The 26174-nt window shown below is 61.6% G+C and carries 25 protein-coding genes; 17 read left to right on the forward strand and 8 right to left on the reverse strand.

What is annotated here, in order from left to right; genetic code table 11:
- Positions 1 to 22: 22 nt before the first annotated feature.
- Complete coding sequence (locus GGR40_RS19370; protein ID WP_429277889.1) at positions 23 to 154, reverse strand: excalibur calcium-binding domain-containing protein; 132 nt, start codon at positions 152 to 154, stop codon at positions 23 to 25.
- A gap of 976 nt (positions 155 to 1130) precedes the next feature.
- Between GGR40_RS19370 and GGR40_RS19375 the strand changes: the two genes are divergently transcribed.
- Positions 1131 to 1865: a heavy metal-binding domain-containing protein gene (locus GGR40_RS19375; protein ID WP_429277890.1), complete on the forward strand. Its 735-nt coding sequence runs from the start codon at positions 1131 to 1133 to the stop codon at positions 1863 to 1865.
- Positions 1866 to 2289: 424 nt separating this feature from the next.
- Positions 2290 to 2550, forward strand: coding sequence for a hypothetical protein (locus GGR40_RS19380; protein WP_429277891.1), 261 nt, complete (start codon positions 2290 to 2292; stop codon positions 2548 to 2550).
- Between the two features lie 185 nt (positions 2551 to 2735).
- Here GGR40_RS19380 and GGR40_RS19385 read toward each other — a convergent pair whose 3' ends face one another.
- A complete protein-coding gene (locus GGR40_RS19385) occupies positions 2736 to 2996 on the reverse strand; it encodes a hypothetical protein (protein ID WP_429277892.1) in 261 nt (86 codons plus the stop codon).
- Here GGR40_RS19385 and GGR40_RS19390 point away from each other — a divergent pair.
- The 15 genes from GGR40_RS19390 to GGR40_RS19460 all read left to right on the forward strand — a co-directional run bounded on the left by GGR40_RS19390 (position 2995) and on the right by GGR40_RS19460 (position 17394).
- Positions 2995 to 3402, forward strand: coding sequence for a hypothetical protein (locus tag GGR40_RS19390; RefSeq protein ID WP_429277893.1), 408 nt, complete (start codon positions 2995 to 2997; stop codon positions 3400 to 3402). The genes GGR40_RS19385 and GGR40_RS19390 overlap by 2 nt on opposite strands.
- Before the next feature lie 30 nt (positions 3403 to 3432).
- Complete coding sequence (locus tag GGR40_RS19395) at positions 3433 to 4068, forward strand: SOS response-associated peptidase (RefSeq protein ID WP_429277894.1); 636 nt, start codon at positions 3433 to 3435, stop codon at positions 4066 to 4068.
- A 285-nt stretch (positions 4069 to 4353) separates the two neighbouring features.
- On the forward strand, positions 4354 to 6399 hold the full coding sequence (locus tag GGR40_RS19400) for a conjugal transfer protein TraG (RefSeq protein WP_429277895.1): 2046 nt from the start codon (positions 4354 to 4356) through the stop codon (positions 6397 to 6399).
- The gene (locus GGR40_RS19405; protein WP_429277896.1) at positions 6396 to 6800 is read left to right on the forward strand and encodes a CopG family transcriptional regulator; all 405 of its coding nucleotides are present in this window, start codon (positions 6396 to 6398) and stop codon (positions 6798 to 6800) included. Before GGR40_RS19400 ends, GGR40_RS19405 begins: the two co-directional genes overlap by 4 nt.
- Complete coding sequence (gene trbB / locus GGR40_RS19410) at positions 6797 to 7813, forward strand: P-type conjugative transfer ATPase TrbB (RefSeq protein WP_429277897.1); 1017 nt, start codon at positions 6797 to 6799, stop codon at positions 7811 to 7813. The genes GGR40_RS19405 and trbB overlap by 4 nt, the downstream gene beginning before the upstream one ends.
- 3 nt (positions 7814 to 7816) lie before the next feature.
- Positions 7817 to 8179, forward strand: coding sequence for a TrbC/VirB2 family type IV secretion system protein (locus GGR40_RS19415; RefSeq protein WP_429277898.1), 363 nt, complete (start codon positions 7817 to 7819; stop codon positions 8177 to 8179).
- On the forward strand, positions 8179 to 8463 hold the full coding sequence (locus GGR40_RS19420) for a VirB3 family type IV secretion system protein (RefSeq protein ID WP_429277899.1): 285 nt from the start codon (positions 8179 to 8181) through the stop codon (positions 8461 to 8463). The genes GGR40_RS19415 and GGR40_RS19420 overlap by 1 nt, the downstream gene beginning before the upstream one ends.
- Positions 8457 to 10991, forward strand: a complete 2535-nt coding sequence (gene trbE / locus GGR40_RS19425) for a conjugal transfer protein TrbE (RefSeq protein WP_429277900.1) — start codon at positions 8457 to 8459, stop codon at positions 10989 to 10991. The genes GGR40_RS19420 and trbE overlap by 7 nt, the downstream gene beginning before the upstream one ends.
- Positions 10988 to 11737 carry a P-type conjugative transfer protein TrbJ gene (trbJ, locus tag GGR40_RS19430; RefSeq protein ID WP_429277901.1) on the forward strand — a complete coding sequence of 250 codons (750 nt, stop codon included), beginning with the start codon at positions 10988 to 10990 and terminating at the stop codon, positions 11735 to 11737. Before trbE ends, trbJ begins: the two co-directional genes overlap by 4 nt.
- A gap of 200 nt (positions 11738 to 11937) precedes the next feature.
- Positions 11938 to 13236: a P-type conjugative transfer protein TrbL gene (gene trbL / locus GGR40_RS19435; RefSeq protein WP_429277902.1), complete on the forward strand. Its 1299-nt coding sequence runs from the start codon at positions 11938 to 11940 to the stop codon at positions 13234 to 13236.
- A 3-nt stretch (positions 13237 to 13239) separates the two neighbouring features.
- Entirely contained in the window at positions 13240 to 14055 is an 816-nt protein-coding gene (gene trbF, locus GGR40_RS19440; protein WP_429277903.1) for a conjugal transfer protein TrbF, read from the forward strand.
- Positions 14052 to 14876: a P-type conjugative transfer protein TrbG gene (gene trbG, locus GGR40_RS19445; RefSeq protein WP_429277904.1), complete on the forward strand. Its 825-nt coding sequence runs from the start codon at positions 14052 to 14054 to the stop codon at positions 14874 to 14876. Before trbF ends, trbG begins: the two co-directional genes overlap by 4 nt.
- Positions 14873 to 16192: a TraB/TrbI/VirB10 family type IV secretion system protein gene (locus GGR40_RS19450; protein WP_429277905.1), complete on the forward strand. Its 1320-nt coding sequence runs from the start codon at positions 14873 to 14875 to the stop codon at positions 16190 to 16192. Before trbG ends, GGR40_RS19450 begins: the two co-directional genes overlap by 4 nt.
- Before the next feature lies 1 nt (position 16193).
- Entirely contained in the window at positions 16194 to 16409 is a 216-nt protein-coding gene (locus GGR40_RS19455) for a DUF2274 domain-containing protein (RefSeq protein ID WP_429277906.1), read from the forward strand.
- A gap of 73 nt (positions 16410 to 16482) precedes the next feature.
- Positions 16483 to 17394, forward strand: a complete 912-nt coding sequence (locus tag GGR40_RS19460) for a HEPN domain-containing protein (RefSeq protein WP_429277907.1) — start codon at positions 16483 to 16485, stop codon at positions 17392 to 17394.
- A 341-nt stretch (positions 17395 to 17735) separates the two neighbouring features.
- Here the strand turns inward: GGR40_RS19460 and GGR40_RS19465 are convergent, their stop codons facing one another.
- The 6 genes from GGR40_RS19465 to GGR40_RS19490 all read right to left on the reverse strand — a co-directional run bounded on the left by GGR40_RS19465 (position 17736) and on the right by GGR40_RS19490 (position 26102).
- Positions 17736 to 18488 (reverse strand): SDR family NAD(P)-dependent oxidoreductase, encoded by a 753-nt coding sequence (locus tag GGR40_RS19465; RefSeq protein WP_429277908.1) that lies wholly within the window; start codon positions 18486 to 18488, stop codon positions 17736 to 17738.
- Between the two features lie 59 nt (positions 18489 to 18547).
- Positions 18548 to 20869, reverse strand: coding sequence for a membrane-bound PQQ-dependent dehydrogenase, glucose/quinate/shikimate family (locus GGR40_RS19470; RefSeq protein ID WP_429277951.1), 2322 nt, complete (start codon positions 20867 to 20869; stop codon positions 18548 to 18550).
- 480 nt (positions 20870 to 21349) lie between these two features.
- Positions 21350 to 22765, reverse strand: coding sequence for a carbohydrate porin (locus GGR40_RS19475; protein WP_429277909.1), 1416 nt, complete (start codon positions 22763 to 22765; stop codon positions 21350 to 21352).
- 88 nt (positions 22766 to 22853) lie between these two features.
- Entirely contained in the window at positions 22854 to 24152 is a 1299-nt protein-coding gene (locus tag GGR40_RS19480; protein ID WP_429277910.1) for an MFS transporter, read from the reverse strand.
- A 52-nt stretch (positions 24153 to 24204) separates the two neighbouring features.
- Positions 24205 to 25200 carry a transketolase family protein gene (locus GGR40_RS19485; protein WP_429277911.1) on the reverse strand — a complete coding sequence of 332 codons (996 nt, stop codon included), beginning with the start codon at positions 25198 to 25200 and terminating at the stop codon, positions 24205 to 24207.
- A 23-nt stretch (positions 25201 to 25223) separates the two neighbouring features.
- A complete protein-coding gene (locus GGR40_RS19490; protein WP_429277912.1) occupies positions 25224 to 26102 on the reverse strand; it encodes a transketolase in 879 nt (292 codons plus the stop codon).
- Positions 26103 to 26174: the final 72 nt, after the last annotated feature.

A 26174-nucleotide genomic window follows, 5' to 3' on the forward strand; every position in this document is an offset into this window, starting at 1 on the left:
TCGGCGCAGGGATGAGGGTTCGTCAGCGCCGTTGGCGATAGGGCTCGCACGCTATGCCGTCGCCATCGCCGTCGAGCACTGGATTGTATTTCGGTTCGCCGCGGTGGATCGGTGCTGCGCCCGCAGCGCGTGCCTGGGCACAACTGCGCCACACCGAGAAGGGCGGGCTCTTCGCTTTGGCCGGCGAGGATGAGAACGCTGGCGAGGGGGTAGAGCCTGTTGTTGCGGGCTGGTTCGTCTATGCCGCTTCGCTGCGCGGATGCTCCGCGCGGTAGTCGGCGGGCATGTCGAATTGCGATGCCCAGATCCCGGCACGGGCACTGCGTGCGCGGTCCCGGGCCTGGAGATATTCCGGCGGCGCGCCTGTCCCGCGGATATATCGCCCCGAACTCCATTCGCCCGACATCAGGCCCTGGATGGTGCCGCAGACGTTGTGGGGCAAGACCCTGCACGCGGTCCTACCAAAAGAGCAATGGGACATTGTTCGCAAGGAGGCTTACGCTCGTGCTGGCTACAGGTGCCGAATTTGCGGCGGCAAAGGTGCCCAGTGGCCGGTGGAGGCGGATTAACCCTGGACCTACGACGATGCGACACGCACGCAAACCCTGAAGGGAGTAATCGCTCTGTGCCCCACCCGTCATCACGTGCGCCACTGGGGAAAGTCCATGATCGACGGGCGAGAGGACGAAGTCGTTGATCACGTCATGGCGATCGACGGATGAACTGAAGAGCAAGCGGCAGCAGCAGTCGCTATCGCGATGACGCAATGGGAATCGCGTTTGCGTCACGAGTGGTCGAGTGACTATAGCTCGGTCAGCCGCGTTCATGGTTTTCAGTCGATGCGTTGGGCGTTGCTCGCGCCCAGGCATCCAACGAGGAACCTTTGGCAACTGCACGCCAGCGTACGGATGAGGCGGAGCAAACCTTAACAGGCATCCTGCCGCCTGCTTGCCAGAACGAAACGACCTTGAGGGTGGAAGGATCATGCGCGCAGGGCTTGCAGCCGGTCTTACCGGGGGGGTCGGGAAGGCCGGTTCATGGGCCTGCTCAAGTCGATCTTCCGTTGAGGGGCGATTGGCCGGCAAGTGAAACGTCGAACCTGACGGCGTTATCGGGCGCTTCGCGCCTGAGTGTACTTGCTGCTCGGCCATTCCTGTGTATCGGTATCTCTCCGCTTCTTGGGCGATACGGGGATAGAAATGACGGACGAATGCGGTAATTGCGGCGCGGAGATCACCGAGGGCGGGATTTTCAAAGGTTCGAATAAGCGGCTCGCAAACAACAAGGTTGCAATTACCAATCTCGTGACTGGCCACGAGTATACAACGCTTTGCGAGAAGTGCGGCAGTTCGCAGTTCGAGGCTGCTCTTCTTTCCGTCCGGCGCGAAAGGGACGACGCCCGGCATTACCTGAAGGAGAACATCACGGACTTCCCGATGATGACGATCTCGCAGGTTCCGCCCACGGCTGACTGCCGGATCATATCGATGGTCACGGGTAACGTGACCGTCGGCACGGGGCTGTTCAGCGAACTTAGCCAGCAGGTATCCGACCTCTTCGGTGCGACAAACACTGCATCGGGTATGGCGCTCAAGGTCAACAGCGGCGAAGCGACCGCCCGATCGATCGTGGTCAACAAAGCGATGGCCCTTGGCGCGAACTGCATCATCGGGGTGGACATCGACTACGGCACGACGACGAACAACGCGGCAACCGTGAACATGCAGGGCACCGCGGTGGTCATCAGCAATCTTGATGATGTCTTTTCAGAACGGGTGCTCGAGCGATTCCGCCTCTTCGAAGAGAAGCGCGAGCGAATGGAACAACTCGATCGCCTCTCACGCGGCGATATCGAACCTGCGTAGCGATCATAGGCGAGGGAGCGCTGCCAATGCTCCCTCCAGCGCCCACCTGAGTTCGGTTTCGCTGGGAAACCTTCCATCAGCACGTCTCAGGATCGCCACCACGTGCTCCGCCTCCAGATACGCAGGTATGTCAGGCCCATTTTCATTCTGCTGGCGCGCTGCCAATCATAGCGCAATCCAGTCCAGTTCCGCCTCTTCCAGCGCTACGAACATATCTCCGTCCGTCCCACATTCACGTAGGCGCGTTGCAGCGGCTTGCGCGTCACCATTCGACGGCCATTTCGGATCACGTTTCGCCGCCTGAATCAAACCGGCGCGAAGCCCTTCCTCCGGCTGTCTCAGCAGCCATCGTCCGAATGGGCCACGCTCCTCCTTTGTCTGGGTGCTGCCCGTAGGCTTCCACCTGCTGTCCTTTGGTGCCGGGGTGAACGCCCGCGCATCGATCGGTTGCTTGGGTCATGTCGTGCCAGCAACCGCCGCCAGCGTAGATACGGCCGACTTCACGACGCAGATCGTCCAGTACGTGCTTCTGCATCATCGCACTCGCCTCATCGCTTCTTTCCATTTGCGCTCCTCGGGCCAGGGCAATTCGAAATCGCCTTCCGCCCAGTCGACCCCTTCGATCTTTACCGGCCGCACCCTGATGCGAGACTTGGAGCCGCAGACCCGGCACCAGAAGCGTTGACGGGCGTCACCGAACTGGTCGTCCCAGCCTCGTCGCTCGAAATGTCACCACAGGGGCTTGGCATTGAACCGGGAGGTGTGCCCGCACCTGCAGATCACTTTCACCGAACCACCGAAAGACCCGGCATCCTGGATGCAGGTCGGAATGAGGTGGCCTGCCGCTGACCATTTCATAAATCACGCCGGTCACTCAGGCCGCGGAAGGTCCAGCTCGATCTGTTCGTCGTCCGGCAGTTCGATGCCGCAGAACCGCAGATCCAGAACGGGCTCATCTGCCGAGCGGCGATCGTGATCCACCTTCTCTTTCAGACGGTAGATCAGGGCCGGCACCAGATCGCGCAGTGCCATCTGATCATCGTCAGTTGCCCCATCCCGGTCCGCCATGCGGAAGCGCGCATGTGCCAGCTCTATGAGGGTGTCATCGGGCAGAGGTCGTGCCGTTGCCATGGAATTGCCTTTCGCGAATCGTCATCGCCCGCTTATACATGTTCTATATTTGTTCTCATATCCCATTGACCGAAAAATGCCTCCTCGCGGCGCACCGCAGCACAAGATCGATGACCTCGCCTTTACCGTTCGGATCCGGTTGAAGATCTTGGAACGCGGGTTTGGCATACGATACAACGAGATGCTGGCGTGGCTGCGCGACGCGATACCCGCCGGCGATCATGCCGTGAGAGCAGGCGCGCGACAGCAGGACCGAGATACGGCGTCTTTCCATTTCAGGACGCTGCACGATGCAGAGCGCTTCATGCAGCAGTTTCCCGAGACTGAACTGGCCGATGGCACGATGCTGTCAGGCTATGCCAGCCGGTGTTTCCCTTCGGTCGGCGGGAGTAACTGGCGGGATTGACTGGCGGGACCGCGAAGGCATCATCTGAGCATGTGCAATCTCTACCGCATGAACGCCAAAGAGGCTGAGGTCGCGAAGCTGTTTAGCGCGCGCGCTACGACCAGCGTCAATTACAGCACAGAGGTATGGCCTGGTTATTTGGGCCTCGTCGCCGTCGGCGGCGCACTGCGCGCAATGGCATGGGGCTTTCCTCGCCACGCCGTCAGTAAGAAAAGCGGCAAGCCGCTGAAGCCGACCGCCACGAACAATGCTCGCGACGACAAGCTGCGGGGGAACCCGATGTGGCGAGACAGCTTCCGCGATCGGCGCTGTCTGATCCCGGTGACGCAATGGTGCGAGCCTGAGGGCGAGGACCGGAAGAATACACGAACCTGGTATTCCGTGCCCGACGAGACCATTTTCGCCCTAGCCGGGATATGGCAGCCGACCGACGATTGGGGAGATGCCTACTCCATGGTTATGGTCGACGGCTGTAAGCAAATGTCCGATGTGCATGATCGGATGCCCACGATCCTGCGTCGCGATGATTGGGCGCGCTGGACCGATGGAACCCCGGACGAGGCGTTCGCACTGCTACAGACATGGAACGGTCCGCTCGTCGTCGATCGGACCGATGAGCTATGGTCCACTCGCGTTGTCGCAAGGTCCACGCCTTCTATGCTATGAATGCTGCCGTTGGTTCGGCCACATCATCGCATCATCCGCATGTTCGCTAAGCGGCGTTTTGTTCATGGGCTAGAAGCATTGCCGAGCAGGGCGACTCGGGTGCCGCGCTGCCTTTCAAATCACGCGAACACTACGGACCTTTCGAACCTAAAACTCGGCTCTCGGTCCTGCAAGGCACTCAAGGGGTGCCTGACGGCACTCGGGAGTATCTGTCGCCCGATAAGGAAGTAACAGATTCTTGTCTCCAGTTCGCCGGCGGCCCGCCGCGCGGAGCTGGAGGCACCCATGACCCCGACCAAACTTCTCATCGGCCAGTTTATCGTCGTGCTCGCGATCGTCGGCTTGGGTGTCTGGCTCGCGACCCAGTGGGCGGCGTCGGCTCTCGCTTACCAGAGCGAGCTGGGCCAACCCTGGGGAGCTATCGCGGGCGTTCCGGTCTACGCGCCCTGGGCGCTGTTCAGCTGGTGGTACCAATTCGACGCCTATGCCCCCGAGGTCTTCGATGAAGCCGGGATCATCGCGGCGTCGAGCGGGCTGCTGGGATGCGCGGCAGCGATCTTCGGCTCGCTCTGGCGCGCGCGGCAGCGTCGCAATGTCACGACCTATGGCTCGGCACGCTGGGCTACGTCGAGGGATGTGCGCAAGGCCGGCCTCCTTGTCGAACGCGGCGTTTTTCTCGGCGCGTTCTCGAACCGCTACCTACGCCATGATGGTCCCGAACACATCATGGCCTTTGCGCCTACCCGGTCGGGCAAGGGCGTCGGGCTCGTTATCCCGACCCTGCTTGGCTGGACCGGCTCTGCTGTCATCCATGACATCAAGGGCGAGAACTGGGAGCTGACGGCAGGCTACCGGTCCCGGTTTTCCCATTGCCTGCTCTTCAATCCGACAGATCCGCGCTCGGCGCGCTACAACCCGCTGCTGGAGGTCCGGCGCGGCGCCAACGAAGTGCGCGACGTCCAGAATATCGCGGACATCCTGGTCGATCCCGAAGGTGCGCTCGAACGTCGCTCGCACTGGGAGAAGACGAGCCACTCGCTTCTCGTCGGCACCATCCTTCACGTCCTCTACGCGGAAAAGGAGAAGACCCTCGCACATGTTGCGACGTTCCTTTCCGATCCGGCCCGGTCGTTCGAAGCGACGCTGCGCGCGATGATGACGACCAATCACCTGGGCTCTGCCGATGCGCCGCAGGTTCATCCCGTTGTCGCCTCCGCCGCGCGTGAAGTGCTCAACAAGTCAGTGAACGAGCGCTCGGGCGTCCTCTCCACGGCCATGTCGTTCCTTGGCCTCTACCGCGATCCGACGGTTTCGGCGGTGACCGGAGCCTCGGACTGGCGGATCGCCGATCTCGTCGAGAGCCGTCACCCGCTCTCGCTCTACCTCGTGGTCCCGCCGTCGGACATCAGCCGCACCAAGCCGCTGATCCGCTTGATCCTCAACCAGATCGGGCGGCGGCTGACCGAGGAGTTGCACGGTGCCGGCGGCGCCAAGGCCGATGGCAGGCACAAGCTGCTCCTCATGCTCGACGAGTTCCCGGCACTCGGGCGGCTGGATTTCTTCGAGACGAGCCTTGCATTCATGGCCGGCTACGGGGTGCGTGCCTTCCTCATTGCCCAGAGCCTGAACCAGATCGAGAAGGCCTATGGCGAATACAACGCCATCCTCGACAACTGCCATGTGCGTGTGGCTTTCGCGAGCAATGACGAGCGCACCGCCAAGCGCATTTCCGATGCGCTTGGCACCGCGACCGAGCAAAGGGCAATGCGCAACTACGCCGGTCACCGGCTCGCGCCCTGGCTCGCCCATGTCATGGTCAGCCGCCAAGAGACGGCCCGCGCGCTGCTGACGCCCGGCGAAGTGATGCAGCTTTCGTCAGGAGAGGAGCTCGTGTTGCTCTCGGGAATGCCCCCGATCCGGGCCGGCAAGCTGCGCTACTACGATGATCCGGTCTTCGCCACGCGCGTGATCGCGCCGCCCAAGCTGACAATGGAGCGATACCCCGACCTTCCCCCCCGCCGCGCCGATGACTGGGGCGCGGAGGTCCGCCCGGTCGACGAGCGCCTGAAGCCCATGATCGACGATGAGGATGCGGAGGAGGGCGGGCGCGGCCCGAGCGATCAACCCGAGATCGCGCCTGCTGCAGTTCCCGGCAGCGAGCAACCCGCCGTCAATGCGCTGGGTTTTGACGAGGAGCAGGATGACCTAGCGGCAGAGAAGCGCGGCATGGACCGACTGGTCCAGGATCGTCTAGCCGGCACGATCTATGCGACCGAGCATGCCGCCGGCTTCGCCAAGGATAGCCCCGAGACGCTGGAGCTCGGGCTGTGAGCGTCAAGGGCAAGATCCGCCACCAGCTCTTCCTGCCGCGTGCTCTCAGCGATCGCTTCGAAGCCGTAGCGTCCCGGCCCGGCGTTTCACGCTCCGACATGCTGGCGCGCGCGGTGGAGGCCTGGCTCGATCGCAAGGATGTGTCCGAACTCGACGCGCGTTTCGGTCCACGCCTCGACCGGATCACCGCGCTGCTGGATCGGCTGGTGCGTGACAGCCACATCGAGCTTGAGACCCTCGCTCTCTTCATCCGCTACGAGCTGACGATCCATGCGCCGCTGGCCGAGAGCGACAGTGCGGGCCGCGCAGCCGGAAACGCCCGCTTCGAAACTTTCCTCAACCAGGTGGCAAGGCAGGTCGCCAGCGGCGATCGTACGCTCGAGCGGGCAGACCGGCGATGACCGCATCCGCTTTTGGAACCCGTCCGATACCGGACACGCTCGCGGCAGAGCGGCGGCGGGCCATGCTGCGCAGCGCGATGGGACCTGCGATCGGCGCCGCGCTCGCTGACCCGCGCGTCATCGAGATCATGGTCAACCCCGACGGCATGCTGCGGCTCGACATCCTGGGCGAAGGGCGGGTCGATACCGGGGTGTGGATCGCGCCCGATCAGGCCGAGCGCATCGTCCGGCTGGTCGCGAGCCACGCGCGAGGGGAAGTTCACGCAGAACGACCGATCGTCTCGGCGGAACTGCCGCCGCATGGTGCCAGTGCCGGCGAGCGCTTCGAAGGCGTCCTGCCTCCGGTCGCGCTCGCGCCGTGCTTTGCGATCCGCAAGCCTGCGACCCGTATCCACACCCTTGCCGATTACGTTGCAGACGGCATCGTGACGGGCGAGGGCGCGAAACGCCTTCGGGACGCGGTGCTGGGGCGCTGCAACATCCTCGTCGTTGGCGGCACGAGTTCGGGCAAGACGACGCTTGCCAACGCGCTGCTGGCCGAACTGGCCACTATCGATGAACGGGTGATCCTCATCGAGGACACCAGGGAACTGCAGAGCCCGGCCGCTGATACGGTGGCGCTGCGCACCCGGACGGGCTTCGTCTCGATCGCCGATCTGGTGCGTTCGACCCTGCGCCTGCGGCCCGACCGCATCGTGGTCGGCGAAGTGCGGGGCCCCGAGGCGCTCGAGATGCTCAAGGCGTGGAACACCGGGCACCCCGGCGGCATCGCCACGATCCATGCCAATGGCGCGCGCGCCGCTCTGCATCGCATCGAGAGCCTCGTGCAGGAGGCCGTCGTCACGGTTCCGCGCCCGCTCATCGGCGAGGCGATCGATCTCATCGTCTTCATTTCCGGACGCGGCCTAGCCCGCCGGATCTCCAGCATCGTGCGCGTCGACGGCTTCGATCCGGCGAGCGGCGATTACCGCCTGACCGACCTTCTTCCAACCCAAGACCAGAACGGAGACTGACCCATGCGTACGCCGTCCATTCGTCCAAAGCCGAACCAGGTTTTTGCCGCCAGCAATACTCGTTTCTTCGGCACGGCTGTTGCCGCCACAGCCCTCTGGGGCGGGCTCGCCACCAGTGCCTGGGCATCGGGCGCAGGCATGCCCTGGGAACAGCCGCTCGAACAGCTTCTGGAATCGGTCCAGGGACCCGTTGCCCGGATCGTCGCGGTCATCGTCATCATCGTGACCGGTCTTTCGCTGGCATTCGGTGAAGCTTCGGGAGGATTTCGCCGGCTGATCCAGATCGTTTTCGGTCTCTCGATCGCCTTTGCCGCTTCGAGCTTCTTCCTGTCCTTCTTCAGCTTCGGCGGCGGAGCGCTCGTCTGATGGCACGCGCGGATCGGCATGACGGACAGCACATCGAGGGTTTCGAAGTGCCGATCCATGCGAGCCTGGGCGCCCCCTTGCTGATCGGGGGAGCGCCGCGCGGCATCGCGATCGTCAACGGCACGCTGGCAGCGGCGGTGGGTATTGGCCTGCAGCAGTGGCTTGCCGGCGTGATCATCTGGGCGGCGGGGCACAGCCTTGCCGTCCTCGCAGCCCGGCACGATCCCGATTTCGCGCCCGTGCTCCTGCGCCACCTGCGCCAAAGGGGATATCTCACATGCTGAACCTGTCGGAATACCGCGCGCGTCCCGGCCGCCTCGCCGATCACCTCCCGTGGGCAGCGCTCGTGGCGCCCGGGGTTGTACTCAACAAGGACGGCAGCTTCATGCGCGTCCTCGCGTTTCGCGGGCCTGACCTGGAGTCCGCAACCGAAGGCGAACTCGTTTCGATCACGGCGCGGGTCAACAATGTCCTGCGCCGTTTCGGGTCGGGCTGGACGATGACCTTCGAGGCGGAGCGCCGCGAAGCGAGCCGCTATCCCGAGGATGAATTTCCCGACGTGGCGAGCTGGCTGGTCGAACAGGAGCGTCGCGCCGCATTTCTCTCCGAGGGCGCACACTACGAGAGCGCCTACTACCTCTCGCTGACGTGGCTGGCTGCGGCCGACAGCCAGGATGCCGCCGGCCGCCGGCTGGTTGAACGCGACGACGATGCCACCGGGCGAGACTGGCGCGCGCAGCTTGCAGGCTTCATCGGCGAGACAGACCGCGCTCTCGATCTCTTCTCCGGCTTCATGCCCGAGGTCCGCATGCTCGGATCACAGGAGTTGCTGACCTACCTGCACGGCACGATCTCCGATCGTCGGCATGAAGTGGCGGTTCCCGAAACGCCGATGTATCTCGACGCCCTGTTGGTCGACACTCCGCTGCTGGGCGGTCTCGAGCCCAGGCTCGGCGATCTGCATCTGCGGACCATATCGGTCCGGGGCTTTCCCAATGTGAGCCGTCCCGGACTTCTCGATGCGCTCAACCATCAGGACTTCGCTTACCGCTGGGTGACCCGTTTCATCGCGATGGACAAGGCCGAAGCAACGAAGGTGCTGACCTCGCTGCGTCGGCAATGGTTCAACAAGCGCAAGTCGCTCACCGCCATGCTGCGCGAGGTGCTCTACAACACTCCGGCCCAGCTCCTCGACAGCGATGCCGACAACAAGGTGATCGACGCTGATCTCGCGCTTCAGGCGCTGGGCGGGGATCACGTCGCGTTCGGCTATCTCACTACGACGATCACCGTGACCGATCCGACCAGGGACGGTGTGGAGGCGAAGATGCGCACTGTGGAGCGTATCGTGGGTGGGCTCGGGTTCACGACCATCCGCGAACGGGTCAATGCGATCGAGGCCTGGCTGTCATCGCTGCCGGGGCATGTCTACGCAAATGTGCGCCAGCCACTCGTCCATACCCTGAACCTGGCACACCTGATGCCGCTGTCGTCGGTATGGGCCGGTCCGCTGCGTAACGACCATCTCAATGGCTCGCCGCTGCTTCATGTACGCACGTCCGGATCGACTCCATTCCGGCTTTCTACCCATGTCGGCGACGTAGGACATATGCTGGTCGCGGGGCCAACGGGTGCCGGCAAGTCGGTCCTGCTGGCACTGATGATCCTGCAGTTTCGTCGCTACGCCGGCGCGCAGATCTTCGTTTTCGACAAGGGCTTTTCCGCCCGCGCCGCGGTCCTTGCCTGCGGCGGCGCGCATCATGCGTTGGGGCTGGGGGAGGGCTCGAGTCAGGGCCGTGAACGCTTGGATGCCCGCACGGGTGATCCTACGGGCGAGACAGCGCGCGAGGGCCGCACAGGACCCGATGACGTCGGTATCGCATTCCAGCCACTTCGCGATATCGACGATGCCGCCAAGCGGGCCTGGGCCGCGGAGTGGATCACGGCGCTGCTGGTGCAGGAAAACGTGCCCGTCACTCCGGACGTGAAGGACCAGGTCTGGTCGGCACTGACCAGCCTTTCCACAGCTCCGGCTGCCGAACGCACGATCACCGGCCTCACACTCCTGCTGCAGTCGGTCTCGCTGCGCACGGCGGTGATACCCTACACGATCGAGGGGCCATACGGCCGCCTGCTCGATGCCGCCGAAAGCCGACTGCGGTTTTCGGACATCCAGTGCTTCGAGACAGAGGCGCTGATGGCGCATCCGGGCGTCGTCGCGCCGGTTCTCAGCTACCTGTTCCACCGCCTGGACGCACGTTTCGATGGGCGTCCGACACTTCTGGTCCTCGATGAAGCCTGGATATTCCTCGACCATCCCCTGTTCGCGGCACGTATCCGCGAATGGCTGAAAGTGCTGCGCAAGCGCAACGTCTCGGTCCTCTTCGCAACGCAGAGCCTCACCGACATTGCGAACTCGTCGATCGCGCCAGCGATCCTGGAAAGCTGCCCGCAGCGCATCCTGCTTCCCAACGACCGCGCCATCGAACCGCAAAGCCGGGAAATCTACGAGCGCTTCGGTCTCAATGCCCGGCAGGTGGAGTTGATCGCCCGCGCGACGCCCAAGCGCGAATACTACCTGCAGTCCGCACGCGGAAATCGCCTGTTTGAACTCGGCCTCGGCGATGTCGCGCTGGCGCTGTGTGGATCGTCGGATCCGGCAACCCAGGCCCGCATCGACGCCCTGATCGAGCAGCACGGGACCGACCAATTCCTTGCCCGATTCCTCGAGGCATCCGGGCTGGTCTGGGCGGCCGAACTCGCGGGCAGCACCCCGGATACCACCCCCAACCTGACAGGAGCATCGTCATGAGATTAAAGCCGTCCCGAAAAACCGTCCCGGCCGCCTCGGCCATTGCACTGCTGGTCATTGGCGGCATCACTGCAGGCGTAATGCTGCGCAGCAATCCTGCAAGCGCGCTGGTCGTTTATGACCCCTCGAACTACGCGCAGAACGTGCTCACCGCCGCGCGAACTCTGCAGCAAGTGAACAACCAGATAAGGGCGTTGCAGAACCAGGCGACCAGCCTGCTCAACGAGGCACGGAACCTCTCGACGATCACGTTCCCGGAGCTGCAGGCACTGACGCAGACCCTGCGCAGTATCGATACGCTGATGGGGCAGGCGACCCGCATACAGTTCAGGGTCTCCAGCATCGACAGCCAGTTCAGCCAGCTCTACCCCAACGCCTTCAGCCAATCCCTGAGGCTGGATGCGCAGGTGGCGGCGGCACGTAACCGTCTGGATACGCAAGTCACAGCCTATCGACAGACGGCGGCGGTTCAGGCCCAGATCGCTGAGAACGTCGAAGCCGATCGCGACACGCTTACCGCTCTGGTCGACAGAAGCCAAGGTGCGGAAGGGTCGCTGCAGGCGCAGCAGGCAACCAACCAGCTTCTGGCCCTGGTGGTCAAGCAGCAGCTCCAGATCCAGCAGATGATGGCGACGCAGTTCCGGGCGCAGACGCTCTCGGGAGCGAATGGGGCGCAGGCTGCAAGCGAAGCCCAGGCAGCCACGACGAGATTCCTCGGCAACGGAACTGCCTACACCCCCAATTAATCGAGCCCGGACAGCGCACGTCCTGACGCTGAGTTGTCCGGCTGTTCCTGCGGCGACGACCCATTCCCCTGCCGTCGCCACGTCGCGGGGCGTGGCTGTTCCGCCTCCCCCGGCCACGTCCCGCGAAACCTGTGCGCTCAGCACCCAGCGCGCTCATCCCCCGCCGAAGGCGACTACACCGACACGAAGGGCAAGTCTTCATGAACGACCTCAGTATCATCGACCAGTTCATGGCCACCTTCATCGCTTACATTGACAGCGGCTTCGGGCTGCTGGGTGGCGATGTGCGCTTCCTGACAGCCACCCTCATCGGGATCGACGTCACGATAGCAGCGCTGTTCTGGGCTCTGGGCGGTGAGGACAACGTGCTCGGCCGCTTCATTCGCAAGATCCTCTATGTCGGCGCCTTCGCCTACATCATCAACAATTTCTCGGTGTTGGCCGACATCATCTTCCGCTCGTTCGCACAGGCCGGGCTTACGGCAGGCGGCGGTACACTGACAGCGGCCGATCTCTTGAGGCCGGGGCGGCTTGCCGGAACAGGTTTCACTGCCGCCTGGCCAATGCTCGAGCAGGTCTCCCAGATGCTGGGGTTCACCAGCTTCTTCGACAACTTCCTGACGATCATCGTTCTTCTGATCGCCTGGCTGATCGTCATCCTCGCCTTCTTCATTCTCGCTGTGCAGATGTTCGTGTGCATCATCGAGTTCAAGCTCGTGGGCCTCTCCGGTTTCATTCTCGTGCCATTTGCGTTGTGGAACCGGACGAGTTTCCTTGCCGAGCGCGTGCTCGGCCATGTGGTGAGCTCGGGCATCAAGGTCATGGTGCTTGGCGTCATCGTCGGCATTGGTTCTAACTTCTTCGACCAGTTCACGCAGGCCTTGCAGGGGCAGGAGCCCGACATCGCGCAGGCCTTGAGCCTGGTTCTGGCAAGCCTTGCTCTACTCGGTCTGGGGATTTTCGCCCCTTCGGTCGCCAGTGGCCTCGCTTCCGGCGCGCCGCAGCTCGGCGCCGGTGCGGCGCTGGGTACAGCTGCCGGTGCCGCAGCCGCGGGCATGGTCGCGGGCGGGGCTGTCATAGGCGGTGCGCGGATCGCGGCGGCAGCCGGGATGGGCAGTGTTCGCGCAGGCACATCGATGGGCGCAGGTGCTGCGACGGCCTATTCGATGGGGCAGCAGGCCGCTGGCAACACGTCGGTCAGAGCCGGGCTTGGCGGTGTTGCCAAAGCGGCCGGTCATGCAGTTCGGTCGCGCGCCGCCGGCTCTCTCGGGCTCGGCGAAGCTGCGCAGCTGGGGCGCGACGCGGCCAGGGTCGCCTTCGCCAATACGAACTCACCTGCGCCGGCCTCCGGTGCAGGTGAGACGCCGCCCGCCTGGGCACGCTCGCTTCAGGCCGAGCAGGCCGCGCGCCATCGCCGCCAGCTCGCCATGCACGCCGTCCAGCAGGGTGACCGTGGCGGCGGCGGAACTTCTCCTGACATCAACGAAAGGAACGACTGAGCCATGCGCTTCAAACGCAGCACTTCGACTTACGGGCGAACGCCCCCGCCGGAAACACCCTACCAGCGTGCAGGGCAGATCTGGGACGAGAGGATCGGCTCGGCTCGGGTTCAGGCGCGCAACTGGCGTATCATGGCGTTTGGCTGCCTTGGCCTTTCGACAGCCATGGCGACAGGACTGCTCTGGCAGTCGCTGCAGAGCCGCGTCGTACCGTACGTGGTCGCGGTGGATCGCCTCGGCGAGCCGCGGGCGATATCGCAAGCCGAAGCAGACTACCGGCCGACCGATCCTCAGGTGGCATGGGCCTTGTCAAAGTTCGTCGGCCATGTGCGGGGTGCTTCGCTGGATCCTGTCATCGCTCGGCGAGACTGGCTCGAAGCCTACGATTACACCACGCAGCGCGGGGCAAAGTTCCTCAGCGACTACGCCCGCCAGTCCGGAGCGATGACCCGCATCGGCGAACGCACCGTATCGGTGCAGGTCACAAGCGTAGTCCGTGCTTCGGACAAAAGCTTTCAGGTCAAATGGATCGAGCAGTCCTACAAGCGCGGTAGCCTGGTCGATACGAGCCGGTGGACCGCGATCCTGACGCTCGTCGAAAAGGCCCCGCGCGACGCGGACACCCTGCGTCGCAATCCGCTGGGTATCTACATCGATGCCATCGACTGGAGCCGGGAGTTCGACGGCACGCGCCAGCGGCAGGGTGCAACCGGACCGACCCGCGCGGCGGGTGCCGCAGCGCCGGTCGATGGTGGCGGCGAGATTCGCCCTTCAGCCGTGCAGCCGATTGCGAATCCAACAATGGAGATCCAACCATGAGCATCAGCATGTTCGCCGCAATTGCGCTTGTTTCCACTTCTACTGCAGGCGGGACATTTCCCCGGCAGACGATTACCTCGTCGTCGACGCATACCAACCGCGCCCTGGTCGAGCCGTCGACCGGTGCGTGGGTCAATGCTCGCCAGACCTACCTGTGGTCTGACGGAGCAATCTACAGGGCGTGGACCGAGCCGGGCATGATAACCGATATCGTGCTGCAACCGGGCGAGACCCTGGTCGCGGTTGCGGCTGGCGACACTGCCCGATGGCTCATCGGCGACACCTCCAGCGGAACTGGCGATGAGCGCAGCATCCATGTTCTGGTTAAGCCGTTCAGTGCAGGTCTTTCAACCAACCTGGTCATCACGACCGATCGGCGGACCTATCATCTGCAACTGACCAGCAAGGTCGGCGCGGGCATGGCGGCGCTGGCCTGGAACTACCCCCTCGATGCACTGCTCGCGCTGAAGCGGGCAGCTGCGGCTTCCGAGGCAGCCAAGCCTGTGGCCAGCGGCCTCGGGCTGGAGCAGCTCTATTTCGGATACGTCATCTCAGGCGACAATCCGGCGTGGCGCCCGGTCAGGGCATTCGACGATGGCCGCCAGACGTTCATCGAGTTTCCTGCCAGCATCGGCGTGGATGAAGCGCCACCGTTTTTCGTGATCGGAGCCGAGGGGGAGGGGGAGCTGGTAAACTACAGGATGCGTGGCCGCTTCTATGTGGTCGATCGCATCTTCTCGGCAGCGGAATTGCGCCTTGGCACGAAGAAGCAGCAGATCGTCCGGATCGAGCGCGGTGGCGCCGGGAAGGTGCGGCGATGACCGAGACAGCTCATCAAGGGAACAGGAAACTGCAGGATCCGGCACCAACGGGCGGAACGCCGGGACCCTCTGAAAACCTAGAACATCGCCAGGATGCTGCATTCGAACTTCGCGGTGGTGATGCGGCTGACCGCGACATCGCAAAGCTGGATCCAGAGACTCTGGCGATCCGGGCGCGTCCGCCACGGGCGATCCGGTTCCGCCGCGAAGTGATCATTACGGCAAGCGCTGTGTCGATCATTGCCATCGCCGCAGTTGGGTGGTTCGCCCTCAGGCCTCAGCTTCTGCGCACCGCCAGAAGTGAGAGCGAGCTGTCCGCGCCTAGTCTTAGCCAGAGCTCGCAGACGCTCGACGCCCTTCCCAGGTCTTACGACGAGGTTCCGAAACTGGGCGCGCCGCTGCCCGGCGATCTGGGCCGTCCGATCCTGAAGGCGCAGGAACGGGGGAACATGATGTCGCCCACTTCCACTGGTCCATCGGCAGAGGCCAACGCGGCACAAGCCCTGGCCGAGCGCAGGGCCGCAGAAATGACAGCGGCCCGCCAGTCGGCGCTTATCGCGACGTCCGCCAGTGCAACCCCGGCTGTCTCGGCTTCGGTCGTTGGCATCCCCAGCCCGGATGAGCCGGGTGGTGAAACTGTCGGTGCACGCACGGACGCCTCTCCAACCGCGACTGACAGGAATGTTCAGTTCGCTGAGCAGCGGGACAGTAGCCCTGCCATTAATCCGCATGCGATTTCGGCTTCTGCGTCACCTTATATGCTGACGGCGGGAAGCGTCATCGTCGCCAGCCTCGTGACCGGTCTGAACTCCGATCTGCCCGGCATGGTCGTCGCGCAGGTTTCGCAGAACGTCTATGATAGCGCGACCGGTCAGATCCTGCTGATCCCCCAGGGTGCCAGGCTGATCGGCAAGTATGACAGCGCCGTTTCCTACGGTCAGAGCCGCGCCCTGGTGGTCTGGCAACGGCTGCTGATGCCGGACGGGAGTTCGCTACAGTTGGACAACATGCCGGCCACCGACGCAGCGGGCCGCGCCGGCCTTTCGGACGAGGTCGATTACCATACGGGGCGCCTGGTGAAAGGCGTTGCGCTGTCGACGCTGTTGGGCGTCGGCACCGAGCTTTCGATTTCGGGGGAGGGTGGTCTCGTGAGGGCCTTCCGCGATTCCGCGCAGACCAATACGGCGCGGGCGGGTGACCAGATCACCCAGCGTAATCTCGACGTGCAGCCCACAATCGTGATCCGTGCCGGCGCATCGGTGCGGCTGATCGTTCGCCAGGACCTTGTGCTCAACCCATGGAAACAGGAGAACTGATATGTCGGCAATCAAACTTCCGCAGCTTCCGGACCGGACGCCCGTAAAGCTGGCCATCACGGTCCTGCCTGACCTGCATCAAGCGCTGCAGGATTATGCGGCGCACTATGCAAGGGTATACGGGAAACAGGCTGCTGTGGGTGATCTCGTTCCGGCGATCCTGGCCAGCTATCTCGAAAGCGACAGGGGCTTCCTGCAAAGTCGGAAACAGATTTAGGCGAGGGGGACGGTTTGTCTGTGAAGTGCATTTTGGGCTTGGCAAATAGCGGATTTCCGGCGATTCTAACAGTATGAAGACCAGTCTGGACCATCTCCCGGAAGGCAAGCGTGCCGAACTTGCCCATGTCGTGGAGGTGCTACGGGAAGGATTCGCCTTCGCGACCGCACGACGGACGCAGCCGCATTTGCGATCAGCGAAGCTGCTGAAGATCATCCTTTTCGGGAGTTATGCCCGGGGTGATTGGGTCGAGGATCCAGTCGGGCGGTACTACTCGGACTTCGATCTGCTCGTTGTCGTGAACCACGAAGACCTTACGGACGTCGCGGAGTTCTGGGAAAAGACCGAGAACCGTCTTATTGCCGATCTATCCGAAGGTACACGGCTCCGCACGCTCGTCTCACCGATTTTTCACAGTCTCGATGATGTAAATGGAAAACTGCAGATCGGCCGCTATTTCTTCATGGATATCCTGAGTGATGGGATTTCGCTTTTCGAGGAGCCCGGATATCCATTTGTTGAGCCTCAACCGCTTACCGCGGAGCAAGCACTTTTTGAAACGCGTGAGTATTTCGACGAATGGGTGGAAAGTGCGGAAAATTTTGCAAAGCTTGCAAATACTGCTCGGGAAGCCGGCATGGTGAAAGAGGCGGCATTTCTGCTTCACCAAGCCGCAGAACGCTTCTATCATTGCCTATTCTTGGTTCGGACCCTTTATTCACCTAAGACGCATAATCTCAACCGGTTACGCGACATGGCTGAACAACTGGAGCCATCGTTGCGGAAGGTTTGGCCGCGGGAAACACGATTTCAGAAACGGTGTTACTCGCTTCTCCGAGATGCCTATGTGAAGGCGAGGTACTCTCGCTCCTACCATATATCGTCCGAAGAGCTAGAATGGATAGCTGCGCGGATTGAGGTGCTCTGCGGTCTTGTAAGGCGCGCCTGCGAGAGCCGTATCGATGCTCTTGCTCAAGCAGCATAGCGTCTGCAGATGGGACTTTCGCGACTGTCGCCTTCGGAGGAGCCCACCGAGGAAAGCCGTCATTCACGGACCTGTAGAATCCTTCTGACGGAAGGCAGCACTGCGCCCAAATCGGATATTGCGCCCGGTTTGCCACGCGCCCGAAACCAGCCATTCGTTTATCTTGCGCAAACGGTCCGAGGAAAAACGCTCGTTGGGATTTTCCTGCCGGTTCCTAGCGATGTGTCGAACAACGGACCCATCAGTACCGACATTTAGCGTTCGCCTATGTGCGGGCCTGCGCATGGCCGAGAAAAGGCGGCACGGTTTCCCGGCCGCCTTGAGGTGTTAAGCTTCGCGCGTCAGAACTGAACCCCTCGCGTAATCCCCCCATCAATCAGAAGATTTGTGCCAGTTATGAAGCTGGCTGCAGCGCTTGCAAGAAACACCACCGCGTTCGCGACCTCCTTCGGCGTTGCCATGCGGCCAAAGGGGTTCTGCAGAAGACACTGTGCAAAAACTTCGGGCGTATCGCGCTCGATCTGCCCCCAAACGCCGTCCTCGAAATAGACATTGCCCGGAGAGACTGTGTTGACCCGAATCATATCGGTCGCATGTCGTACCGACAGCGTCTTCCCGTAATGGATCAGCGCTGCCTTCAAGATCCCGTAGGGCTCAGCAAACATGTCGACTTCGCGACCTGATACGCTAGATATCAGTACGACCGATGCAGCAGTCGACGATTTGAGAAACGGTAACGCCGCGCTGACCATGGTGACGGTGCCGAGCAGGTCGGTTTCGAATGCTCGCCGCCAAGTGTCCAGATCGCGGCCACCTGCGAGGGCGCTAACGTTCGGCACGACTATATCAATGCCGCCCATACGCTCTGCAGCGCGGTTAACCCACTCGGTCACTTGCTGAGACTTCGTGATGTCTACAACTGAGCCGAAGGCAGAATCGCCCAGTGCTGCCTGCGCCTCCAGCACACCGCCCTCACCTCGTGCGCAGAACGCGACCTGCGCGCCTTCCGCAAGGAACAGTTCCATGATCGCTCGGCCAATGCCGCGCGAACCACCGCTGACAATGACCTTCTTACCCTGAAGCCCAAGATCCATTGAGAGATACTCCTAAACTAGATGAGAAGAAGGGCGACCCGAGGGCCGCCCTTCCGGTGTCATTTGCGGGGAAGCGCAAAAGCAATTGTTTCGTCACTGTAGCGAGTGCCCAGGGCTCCGTGACCACCAGCGGTGATGACCACATACTGTCGGCCATCTGGACCGCGATACGTCATAGGCGTTGCGGTAGCCCCTGCCTTGAGGCGGTGCTTCCATAGCTCCTTGCCTGTCTTGGCATCGAACGCGCGAATGTACTGGTCAGTCGTCGCGCCAATGAACACCACACCTCCAGCCGTTGCGATCGAGCCGCCCAGGTTCGGCGTACCTGTCGGAAGCGGCAGGTTGTGCTGCAGACCGAACAGGTTGTTGTCGCGCGAAGTGCCCAGCGTCTTCTTCCACATGACCTTGCGGGTATCGAGGTCGATGCCGACCATTTCACCCCAGGGCGGCGGTACGCAAGGAACCATGAATGGGCTGAGCCATGCTCGCAGCGTGGCAAGGTAGGGGGTCCTCTCCTGTACACGCACGTCGAGTTTCTTGGCATTCTCGCCGCCGCTGCTCTTACGCTTGAGGAGTTCCTTAGCCCGGTCCGTCGTGCGATCTTCCAGCTGGAAGTAGAAAGGCATGTTCATCGTGTTGACGAACATCATGCGCTTCTGGGTATCGACAGAGGCACCGCCCCAATCGGTCACGCCATCAAAGGCTGGATTACCGATGGAACGCGTCGGCCCGATCGGCGTGAAGATACCGCTGTTACGAGCACGGGCGAGGTCGATCCGGCAACTAAGCTGGTCGATCGGCGTCGCCCCCCACATATCCTGAGGCGTAAGCTTCGGCGGCGTAAGGCTGGGCATGCCGACCGAAAACGGCTGTGTCTTCGAAATGAACGTGTTGGGAGTAGCGCCGACCTGGTCGACAGGACGCTCTTCTACACGTGCAATCGGCTTGCCGGTCGCACGGTTGAGCATGAAGATTTGGCCCATCTTGGTCGTCTGGATGAGCGCCGGGGTTCCATCCTTGAGGTTGAACAGCGAAGGGCCGATCGGGATATCGAAGTCCCACATGTCATCATGGACCATCTGGTAATGCCAGCGCAGTTTGCCCGTGGTGATATCCAGAGCGACAAGCGAGGTACCAAAGCGGCGATCGAATGGCCGGCGGAAGCCGGTATAGTAGTCGGGCGCCGGGTTGCCGGTGCCAAGGTAGACCAGGTTAAGCTTCGGGTCGCCGGTGATCGGGCCCCATACATTCGGTGTGCTGCGTGTGTACTCTTGGCCCTCAGGAAGACGGCCCGGCAGTGCGTCCGCCGAACGACCCACGTCCCATGCCCAGACCTGACGGCCATCCACAGGGTCATATGCACGCACAACACCCGAAGGTTCGTCGGTCGACATATTGTCGATCACTCGCGAACCGACGACCAGTCGATCATTCATGACCAAGGGCGTCGAGGTTGAAACCTGCCAGCCGGCGGGCCAGGTGCCCGTCTGGTCGCGCAGATCAACTGCACCATCCTTGCCGAAGCTGCGGCACAGTTCACCGGTATCGGCGTCGATGGCCAGAACGCGCGCATCCATCGTCGGCAGAAACACGCGGTGCCTGCAGCTCTGAGCCTGTGCGGCTTCGTAATAGCCTACGCCGCGGCACACGATGTAGGGGTTGTTGCGCGGAATCTTGGGATCGAACTTCCACTTGGTCTTGCCGGTCGCAGCATCAATCGCGACGACCATCGAGTGCGGCGTACAAGTGTAAAGCGTGTTGCCAACCTTGATCGGCGTCGACTCCGAATGATATTCCCTGCCCTTGTGATTGAGCTCGGTTTCATCCGGACCATCGCCACTTTGATTGGTCCATGCGACCTGAAGCTGGCTGACATTCTGCGGGGTAATCTGCGCGACATTTGCAAACCGCGATCCACCAGCATCATTGCCGTAGAACTGCCAATCGGTGGCGGTGCCGCCAGCCTGCGCTGCAATCTGCGTCGTCGCGCCGGTTTCAGGACCGAAGCTCGCATACAGAATGAGGCCGATCATCCCCAAGGCAGCGGCAGCTGTAACCGCCTGAAAGCCTCGCCAGGCAGCCGGTATCTTCTCACGCGCTTGTCCACCCAGAGCAGGGATAAGGAAAAGGGCAAGCAGTACACTCGGCGCAAACAGTCTGACCTCAAGTTTCCAAGGGTCACTGCCTGATTCCCAGATCGCCCAGACCAGCGTGAAAGCCCAGGCTGCCAGGTAGATGAAGAAACCGGAGGCGCGCGCCCGAATGACCTGGACGCCAGCGGCAGCTATAAGCAAACCAGCTATCGCATAATATAAAGTCCCACCTAGCGTGACCAACCATCCGCCAAAGCCAATAAAGTATAAGCCGAGGGCTATTAGCACCCCGCCAAATATTTTCTGCGCTATCCTCGCGCTATTTGGTGATTCCAATTGTATTCTCCGCTGCCTCGGCAGTCGCGGACGCGGCGCCGTAACAAGAACTGGGCGCACGTGGTGTCTGCCAGCGGCAGCCCGGCCCGGGCTTAGGACCGACTGCTTTGCATCTCAAGAAATAGACTCAAACCTGAAAAAGTATCGTGTTAGGTGAATCTGGTTCAGCTATTTGCACCAACTGAAAAGGAGGATGGTGGCCGTGCTAACCTCAAAATAGGTGCACGGCGAAACCTGAAATCCGACATATTCAACACTGCGCAACGTGCTGGCGCGGCGACAAGTGCTGCACCGTCTGATCTACCTTCTATCGTCATCGGCAGAAGTTGAGATCACTATATCGGTTCAATAATCAGTTGCCCGATGTCTGCCTGAAACGCAGACACCGGCATGTCGCTCTCAGTCCAAGAAGCACAGTGGCTTATCCTCTCGTCACAACGTAACGAAGGCGCTCGCCCCGAACACCACCACGGTCGGTCGATCGTTTCGACCGCTGGGGTGCAAGTAAAATTGCACGTTGGGCCGTATGCTCAATGCGGGGTGAACGGCGAAGGAGTACGTGATCTCAGCTACGTATTCCGACTGCTGCGGAACCCGGTCCGTGATCCCTTGGTCGTACTGGATCTGCTGGACGTCCGCGAGCCTCCCATTGATGTGGGTACGCGCGAAAGCGATCCCTGCCTCATCTTTCGGCCGCCCTGCAATCAGTCCGGTCCTGGTGATGCCTGCGACGAAGATTGAATGGATTAGGTTGGTCCGTCCATCGGTAATGACCCCGCTGAAGTTCACATTCACAGCGCCAGCGCCATCGGCATCGGGGCCATGCAGTTGCTGCCGCACGACGACATAGCCGCCCCAGCGCCCCCGCTTGCGAGCAGCAGGGCGTCCGGTAAGGGCCGCATAATTACCATCGATATCCCGGACAAGGTCATTGCTGACAGATGTGTCATGCCAGATTCCGATCTTGTAGATGCCCGACCGCGAGGCATCGCCACCGAGCTTGACGGTGAAGGCTCTTTCAACTGGGATCAGAGCACCCGTAGCGCCTGACATGCTCAGATTAAAGCCACGCTGGGGATCGAGGTTGTCCGGATTGAGCTCGTAAACGCCCACTTGAGTGTAGCCCAGTTTATCCGCGATACGCGTCCGCGCGCCCCAGACGCTGACCGGCGGATTGTACCAGTATTGCGGCGAGATATGCCCTGGTACGATACCGCAGAAGGTTAGACTCTCAAAGAAACACGGCGCCGTACCGAAATCCTCGCCGACGCTCATACGCCCGACCTTCAGTTCGGACGCCCCGAATTTCTGCAGGTAGAACATCTGGGACAGGCGCCAAACCTGACCTGCACCCCAGACCGCCTGCGGAAATTGAAGGAGGCCAATCTCCGCGGTCTGATTGACGTTCGATCCATGCCGATTGGTGATCAGGCCCTGTATGGATCCGCCTTTGATGCCAGCGATCTTACCAAGATCAAACTTCCCGCCGAATGTAAGCTGAGCTGTGTATGCCGTCTTCGATCCGGTGCCACCATTTACGTTCCATGCCGGCATCGCAATGTATTGGACAGAAGGCGTGATGCCAGCATCCTCCAGCCCGGTTCGAATACCGCCCCAGTCACCGAGCAAGTGCGGTTGGTTAGCCGGGATCGCAGGGCTCGCAACCACCACATGGGTGTTACAACCAAGGCCAGTCGACGGGTCTTGTTGGGAGATCGACCTGTCGGTTGCGGCTTGCTGCGAAGTGACTGGGGCGGCAGCCACCGGTTGGGCTCCGGCGGTCTGGGAAACAGTATTCGGTTCCGTCAGCACATACGCCGGCGGAGGCGGAGGAAGATCGATAGACATCGCTCAGGCTTCGCCGGTTGTCCGGCGCCTTTCTTTTTCGTTTGATTGCGCGCGCCTCTCCCGACGCGCGTTATTGCGACCCGGACGCTCAGCGATTGACGCTGCGCGGTACCAGAAGAACGAGCACCGCCCCGAGGATCACGGAACCGGCGATTGCATAAAGACCAAGGCGAAGATCACCGCTGGCAGAGACGAGTGAGCCAATGACGTAAGGCGAAACAAAGCCGGCGACGTTACCAATGCTGTTGATTGCACCAATTCCCGCCGCGGCCCAGACGCCGCCGAGAAATGCTGGCGGAAGGCTCCAGAACATGACCGTCGAGGTCAGCATGCCCGCGGTTGCAATGGACAAAAGCGCGATCGAGACGGTCAGATTATGCGGGAAGAACGAGGCAATCGTAAGCGCTGCGGCACCTACCGACATCGGGATGATCAGATGCCAGCGACGTTCGCGGGTCCGGTCGGCACTGAAGCTGAAAAACAGCATCGCGACCATGGCCGTCAGAAACGGGAGGCTGGTCAGCATACCGTTGAACAACGGCGTTGTAGCCCCCGCGTTCTTGATGATCGTCGGCAACCAGAAGGTCATAGCGTACTGACCCATGACCACGCAGAAGTAGACCGCGGAAAGCAACCACAACCGCTTGTCCGACAGGAACTGCCTCACGGACATGTGCTCGGTAGTCGTTCCGGCATCTTTGGCGATATCGCTGAGGACCGCTTTGCGTTCCTCTTCGGACAGCCAGTCCACGTCTGCCGGACGGTCGGGAAGGAAGCGCCAGGTAAGCAGGCCAGCGACAAGCGCAGGCAGGGCTTCAAGGACGAACATCCAGCGCCAGCCCTCCCACTGTCCCACACCGCTCATGTTTTCCATGATCAGGCCGGACAGCGGCGCACCGATGATACCTGCAAAGGGGATGGCCAGGAACATTGCACTGTTGGCTCTAGAACGACGGCCAGCAGGAAACCAATAAGTCAGATAGAGCAAGGCGCCTGGCGCAAAACCTGCCTCAGCGACACCCAGGAGGAAGCGCAAGACGTAGAAGTGCGTTTCGGTTTGCACGAAGCCGAAGCATGCCGAAACCACGCTCCAGCTGATCAGGATGCGCGCGATCCAGCGTCGGGCGCCGACCTTATGGAGCATCAGGTTGCTGGGAACTTCGAAAATGGAGTAGCCTATGAAGAAGATGCCTGCGCCCAGGCCATAGGCCACTTCTGAAAAACCAAGGTCCGAGGCCATTTGCAGCTTCGCAAAACCGATATTCACGCGGTCGATATAAGCCGCAAGGTAGCACAGCAGCAGAAACGGCAGGATACGCCAGGCAATCTTGCCGTACGCGCTGGTGCGAACGCCTGTGTCAGGACGAGGAATTGTTGTAGCAGTCATCGACCTCTCCGAAATCGTCAGGCCTGGAATTCCAGGTCCGTGAATATTGATATCACTGCGACAGCCAGATTTTGATGCTGTCGCACATAGCCTTGGTAGAAATACCGTAGCGGTCGTGAAGGGTTGGCAGAGCGCCTGCATCCAGGAACGCATCGGGCAGCGCCACTTGCTTGAAGGGAGCATAGACGCCCGCACGCATCATTGCGGTAGCGACAGCTTCGCCAAGCCCGCCAATGACCGAGTGGTTCTCTGCAACAACCACAAGGCGACCGGGCTTTGCGCCGACCGCAGCCAGGATTGTGGCTTCATCCAGCGGTTTGATCGTCGGCACGTGAAGGACGCCCACATCGATCTTGTGGTCAGCCAGGGCATTGGCTGTTTCCAAGGCCCTCATGGTCATCAGACCCGACGATATGACAAGAACGTCAGCCCCGTCGCGGATGATCTTGGCCTTACCCAGTTCGAACTGGTAGCCGTACTCGTCGAGCAGTGCCGGTACCTTGCCGCGAAGCAGGCGCATGTAGACGGGGCCACGATGATCTGCGAGCGCGGTCGTGGCCTGCTCGATTTCAACCGCGTCACACGGATCGATAATGGTAAGGTTGGGCATTCCGCGGAAGATCGCGATGTCTTCGGTTGCCTGGTGCGATGGGCCATAGCCCGTTGTGAGCCCGGGCAACGCGCAGCATACCTTCACGTCGAGATCCTCTTCGGCAATCGCCAAACACAGGAAATCGTACGCGCGACGGGCCGCGAAGACTGCGTAAGTCGTGACCCAGGGCTGGAAGCCTTCACGCGCCATGCCGGCGGCCGACATCAGCAGAAGCTGCTCGGCCATACCCATTTGATAGAAGCGATCGGGATGCGCCTGCTGAAAAATGTGCAGATCGGTGTATTTGCCGAGGTCAGCGGTCATGCCGACGATGCGGTCGCGGGTTTCGGCCGCCTTGGCCAGGGCATTGCCGAACGGCGCTGCGATAGTGCGCTGGCCTTCAGCGGCTATCGACGCGATCATTGCCGACGTCTTGAGACGAACTGGAGCGTTCATGGTTTCAACTCTCTCCCGGTAATTTAAATTGCGGTGTTGATGGTGCCGCCGCGTCCAGCCCAATCAGCATCGACTGCGGCGATGGCCTTGTCCCATTCGTCTTCATCCACCCGGATGAAGTGCGTCTTTTCGCGCGTCTCGAGGAAAGGTACCCGCTTGCCCATCAGCGTATCGCAAATGATGATACGGGGCTTGGGCTCACGCAGTTCGCGAGCAGCATCGAACGCGGCAACAAGAGCGGAAACGTCATTCCCATCCACCCGCTGTACGTGCCAGCCGAAGGCTTCGAACTTCGCTACCAGCTCCGGGTGATCGAGCACTTGCGAGGAAGGACCGTCGGCCTGCTGATTGTTGTGATCAACAATCGCGATGAGGTTATCAAGCTTCCAGTGAGGCGCTGACATCGCAGCCTCCCACGTTGAACCCTCGCCCAGTTCGCCATCCGACAGCAGATTGTAGACGAAGCGATCGGAGTTCTTGCGCTTCAGACCTAGTGCCATGCCGACAGCGATGCCGAGGCCCTGACCAAGCGAACCGCCTGAAATTTCCATACCGGGCGTGTAAGATGCCATTCCAGACATCGGCAGCCGGCTTTCGTCAGAGCCGTATGTTTCGCGCTCTTCCAATGGAACGATGCCAGCTTCGATAAGGGCCGCGTAAAGCGCGATTGCATAGTGACCGATGGACAGAAGGAAGCGATCGCGGCCTTCCCATTCCGGCTCATTGCGACGGTAATCGAGAGCACGGAAGTATGAAACCGCCAATACGTCAGCGACGCCAAGCGCCTGACCGATGTAGCCCTGACCCTGCACCGCGCCCATGCGCAACGCATGCTTGCGGATATGGTATGCGCGTTCTTCAAGATCGCGCAGCGGCATATTGGCGGTTGCGGGGGCACCCATCTTCAAACTCCTCTCACCTGCATGCCGAAAAGTGCATGTCTTGCGCTCTGCTTAAATTCGAGAGATAGAGTT

Origin of the sequence: Novosphingobium gossypii, assembly GCF_050433305.1 — a bacterium.
In the GTDB taxonomy this organism is placed as follows: domain Bacteria; phylum Pseudomonadota; class Alphaproteobacteria; order Sphingomonadales; family Sphingomonadaceae; genus Novosphingobium; species Novosphingobium gossypii.

Excerpts from the sequence above, each read along its gene's own strand:
- GGR40_RS19420 (WP_429277899.1), top strand. The coding sequence starts at position 8,179 with ATGGCACGCGCGGATCGGCATGACGGACAGCACATCGAGGGTTTCGAA.
- GGR40_RS19455 (WP_429277906.1), top strand. The coding sequence starts at position 16,194 with ATGTCGGCAATCAAACTTCCGCAGCTTCCGGACCGGACGCCCGTAAAG.
- GGR40_RS19480 (WP_429277910.1), bottom strand. The coding sequence starts at position 24,152 with ATGACTGCTACAACAATTCCTCGTCCTGACACAGGCGTTCGCACCAGC.
- GGR40_RS19395 (WP_429277894.1), top strand. The coding sequence starts at position 3,433 with ATGTGCAATCTCTACCGCATGAACGCCAAAGAGGCTGAGGTCGCGAAG.
- trbG (WP_429277904.1), top strand. The coding sequence starts at position 14,052 with ATGAGCATCAGCATGTTCGCCGCAATTGCGCTTGTTTCCACTTCTACT.
- GGR40_RS19390 (WP_429277893.1), top strand. The coding sequence starts at position 2,995 with ATGGAATTGCCTTTCGCGAATCGTCATCGCCCGCTTATACATGTTCTA.
- trbE (WP_429277900.1), top strand. The coding sequence starts at position 8,457 with ATGCTGAACCTGTCGGAATACCGCGCGCGTCCCGGCCGCCTCGCCGAT.
- GGR40_RS19415 (WP_429277898.1), top strand. The coding sequence starts at position 7,817 with ATGCGTACGCCGTCCATTCGTCCAAAGCCGAACCAGGTTTTTGCCGCC.
- GGR40_RS19475 (WP_429277909.1), bottom strand. The coding sequence starts at position 22,765 with ATGTCTATCGATCTTCCTCCGCCTCCGCCGGCGTATGTGCTGACGGAA.
- GGR40_RS19385 (WP_429277892.1), bottom strand. The coding sequence starts at position 2,996 with ATGGCAACGGCACGACCTCTGCCCGATGACACCCTCATAGAGCTGGCA.
- GGR40_RS19460 (WP_429277907.1), top strand. The coding sequence starts at position 16,483 with ATGAAGACCAGTCTGGACCATCTCCCGGAAGGCAAGCGTGCCGAACTT.
- trbF (WP_429277903.1), top strand. The coding sequence starts at position 13,240 with ATGCGCTTCAAACGCAGCACTTCGACTTACGGGCGAACGCCCCCGCCG.
- trbJ (WP_429277901.1), top strand. The coding sequence starts at position 10,988 with ATGAGATTAAAGCCGTCCCGAAAAACCGTCCCGGCCGCCTCGGCCATT.
- trbB (WP_429277897.1), top strand. The coding sequence starts at position 6,797 with ATGACCGCATCCGCTTTTGGAACCCGTCCGATACCGGACACGCTCGCG.
- GGR40_RS19450 (WP_429277905.1), top strand. The coding sequence starts at position 14,873 with ATGACCGAGACAGCTCATCAAGGGAACAGGAAACTGCAGGATCCGGCA.
- GGR40_RS19400 (WP_429277895.1), top strand. The coding sequence starts at position 4,354 with ATGACCCCGACCAAACTTCTCATCGGCCAGTTTATCGTCGTGCTCGCG.
- GGR40_RS19490 (WP_429277912.1), bottom strand. The coding sequence starts at position 26,102 with ATGGGTGCCCCCGCAACCGCCAATATGCCGCTGCGCGATCTTGAAGAA.
- GGR40_RS19465 (WP_429277908.1), bottom strand. The coding sequence starts at position 18,488 with ATGGATCTTGGGCTTCAGGGTAAGAAGGTCATTGTCAGCGGTGGTTCG.
- GGR40_RS19485 (WP_429277911.1), bottom strand. The coding sequence starts at position 25,200 with ATGAACGCTCCAGTTCGTCTCAAGACGTCGGCAATGATCGCGTCGATA.
- trbL (WP_429277902.1), top strand. The coding sequence starts at position 11,938 with ATGAACGACCTCAGTATCATCGACCAGTTCATGGCCACCTTCATCGCT.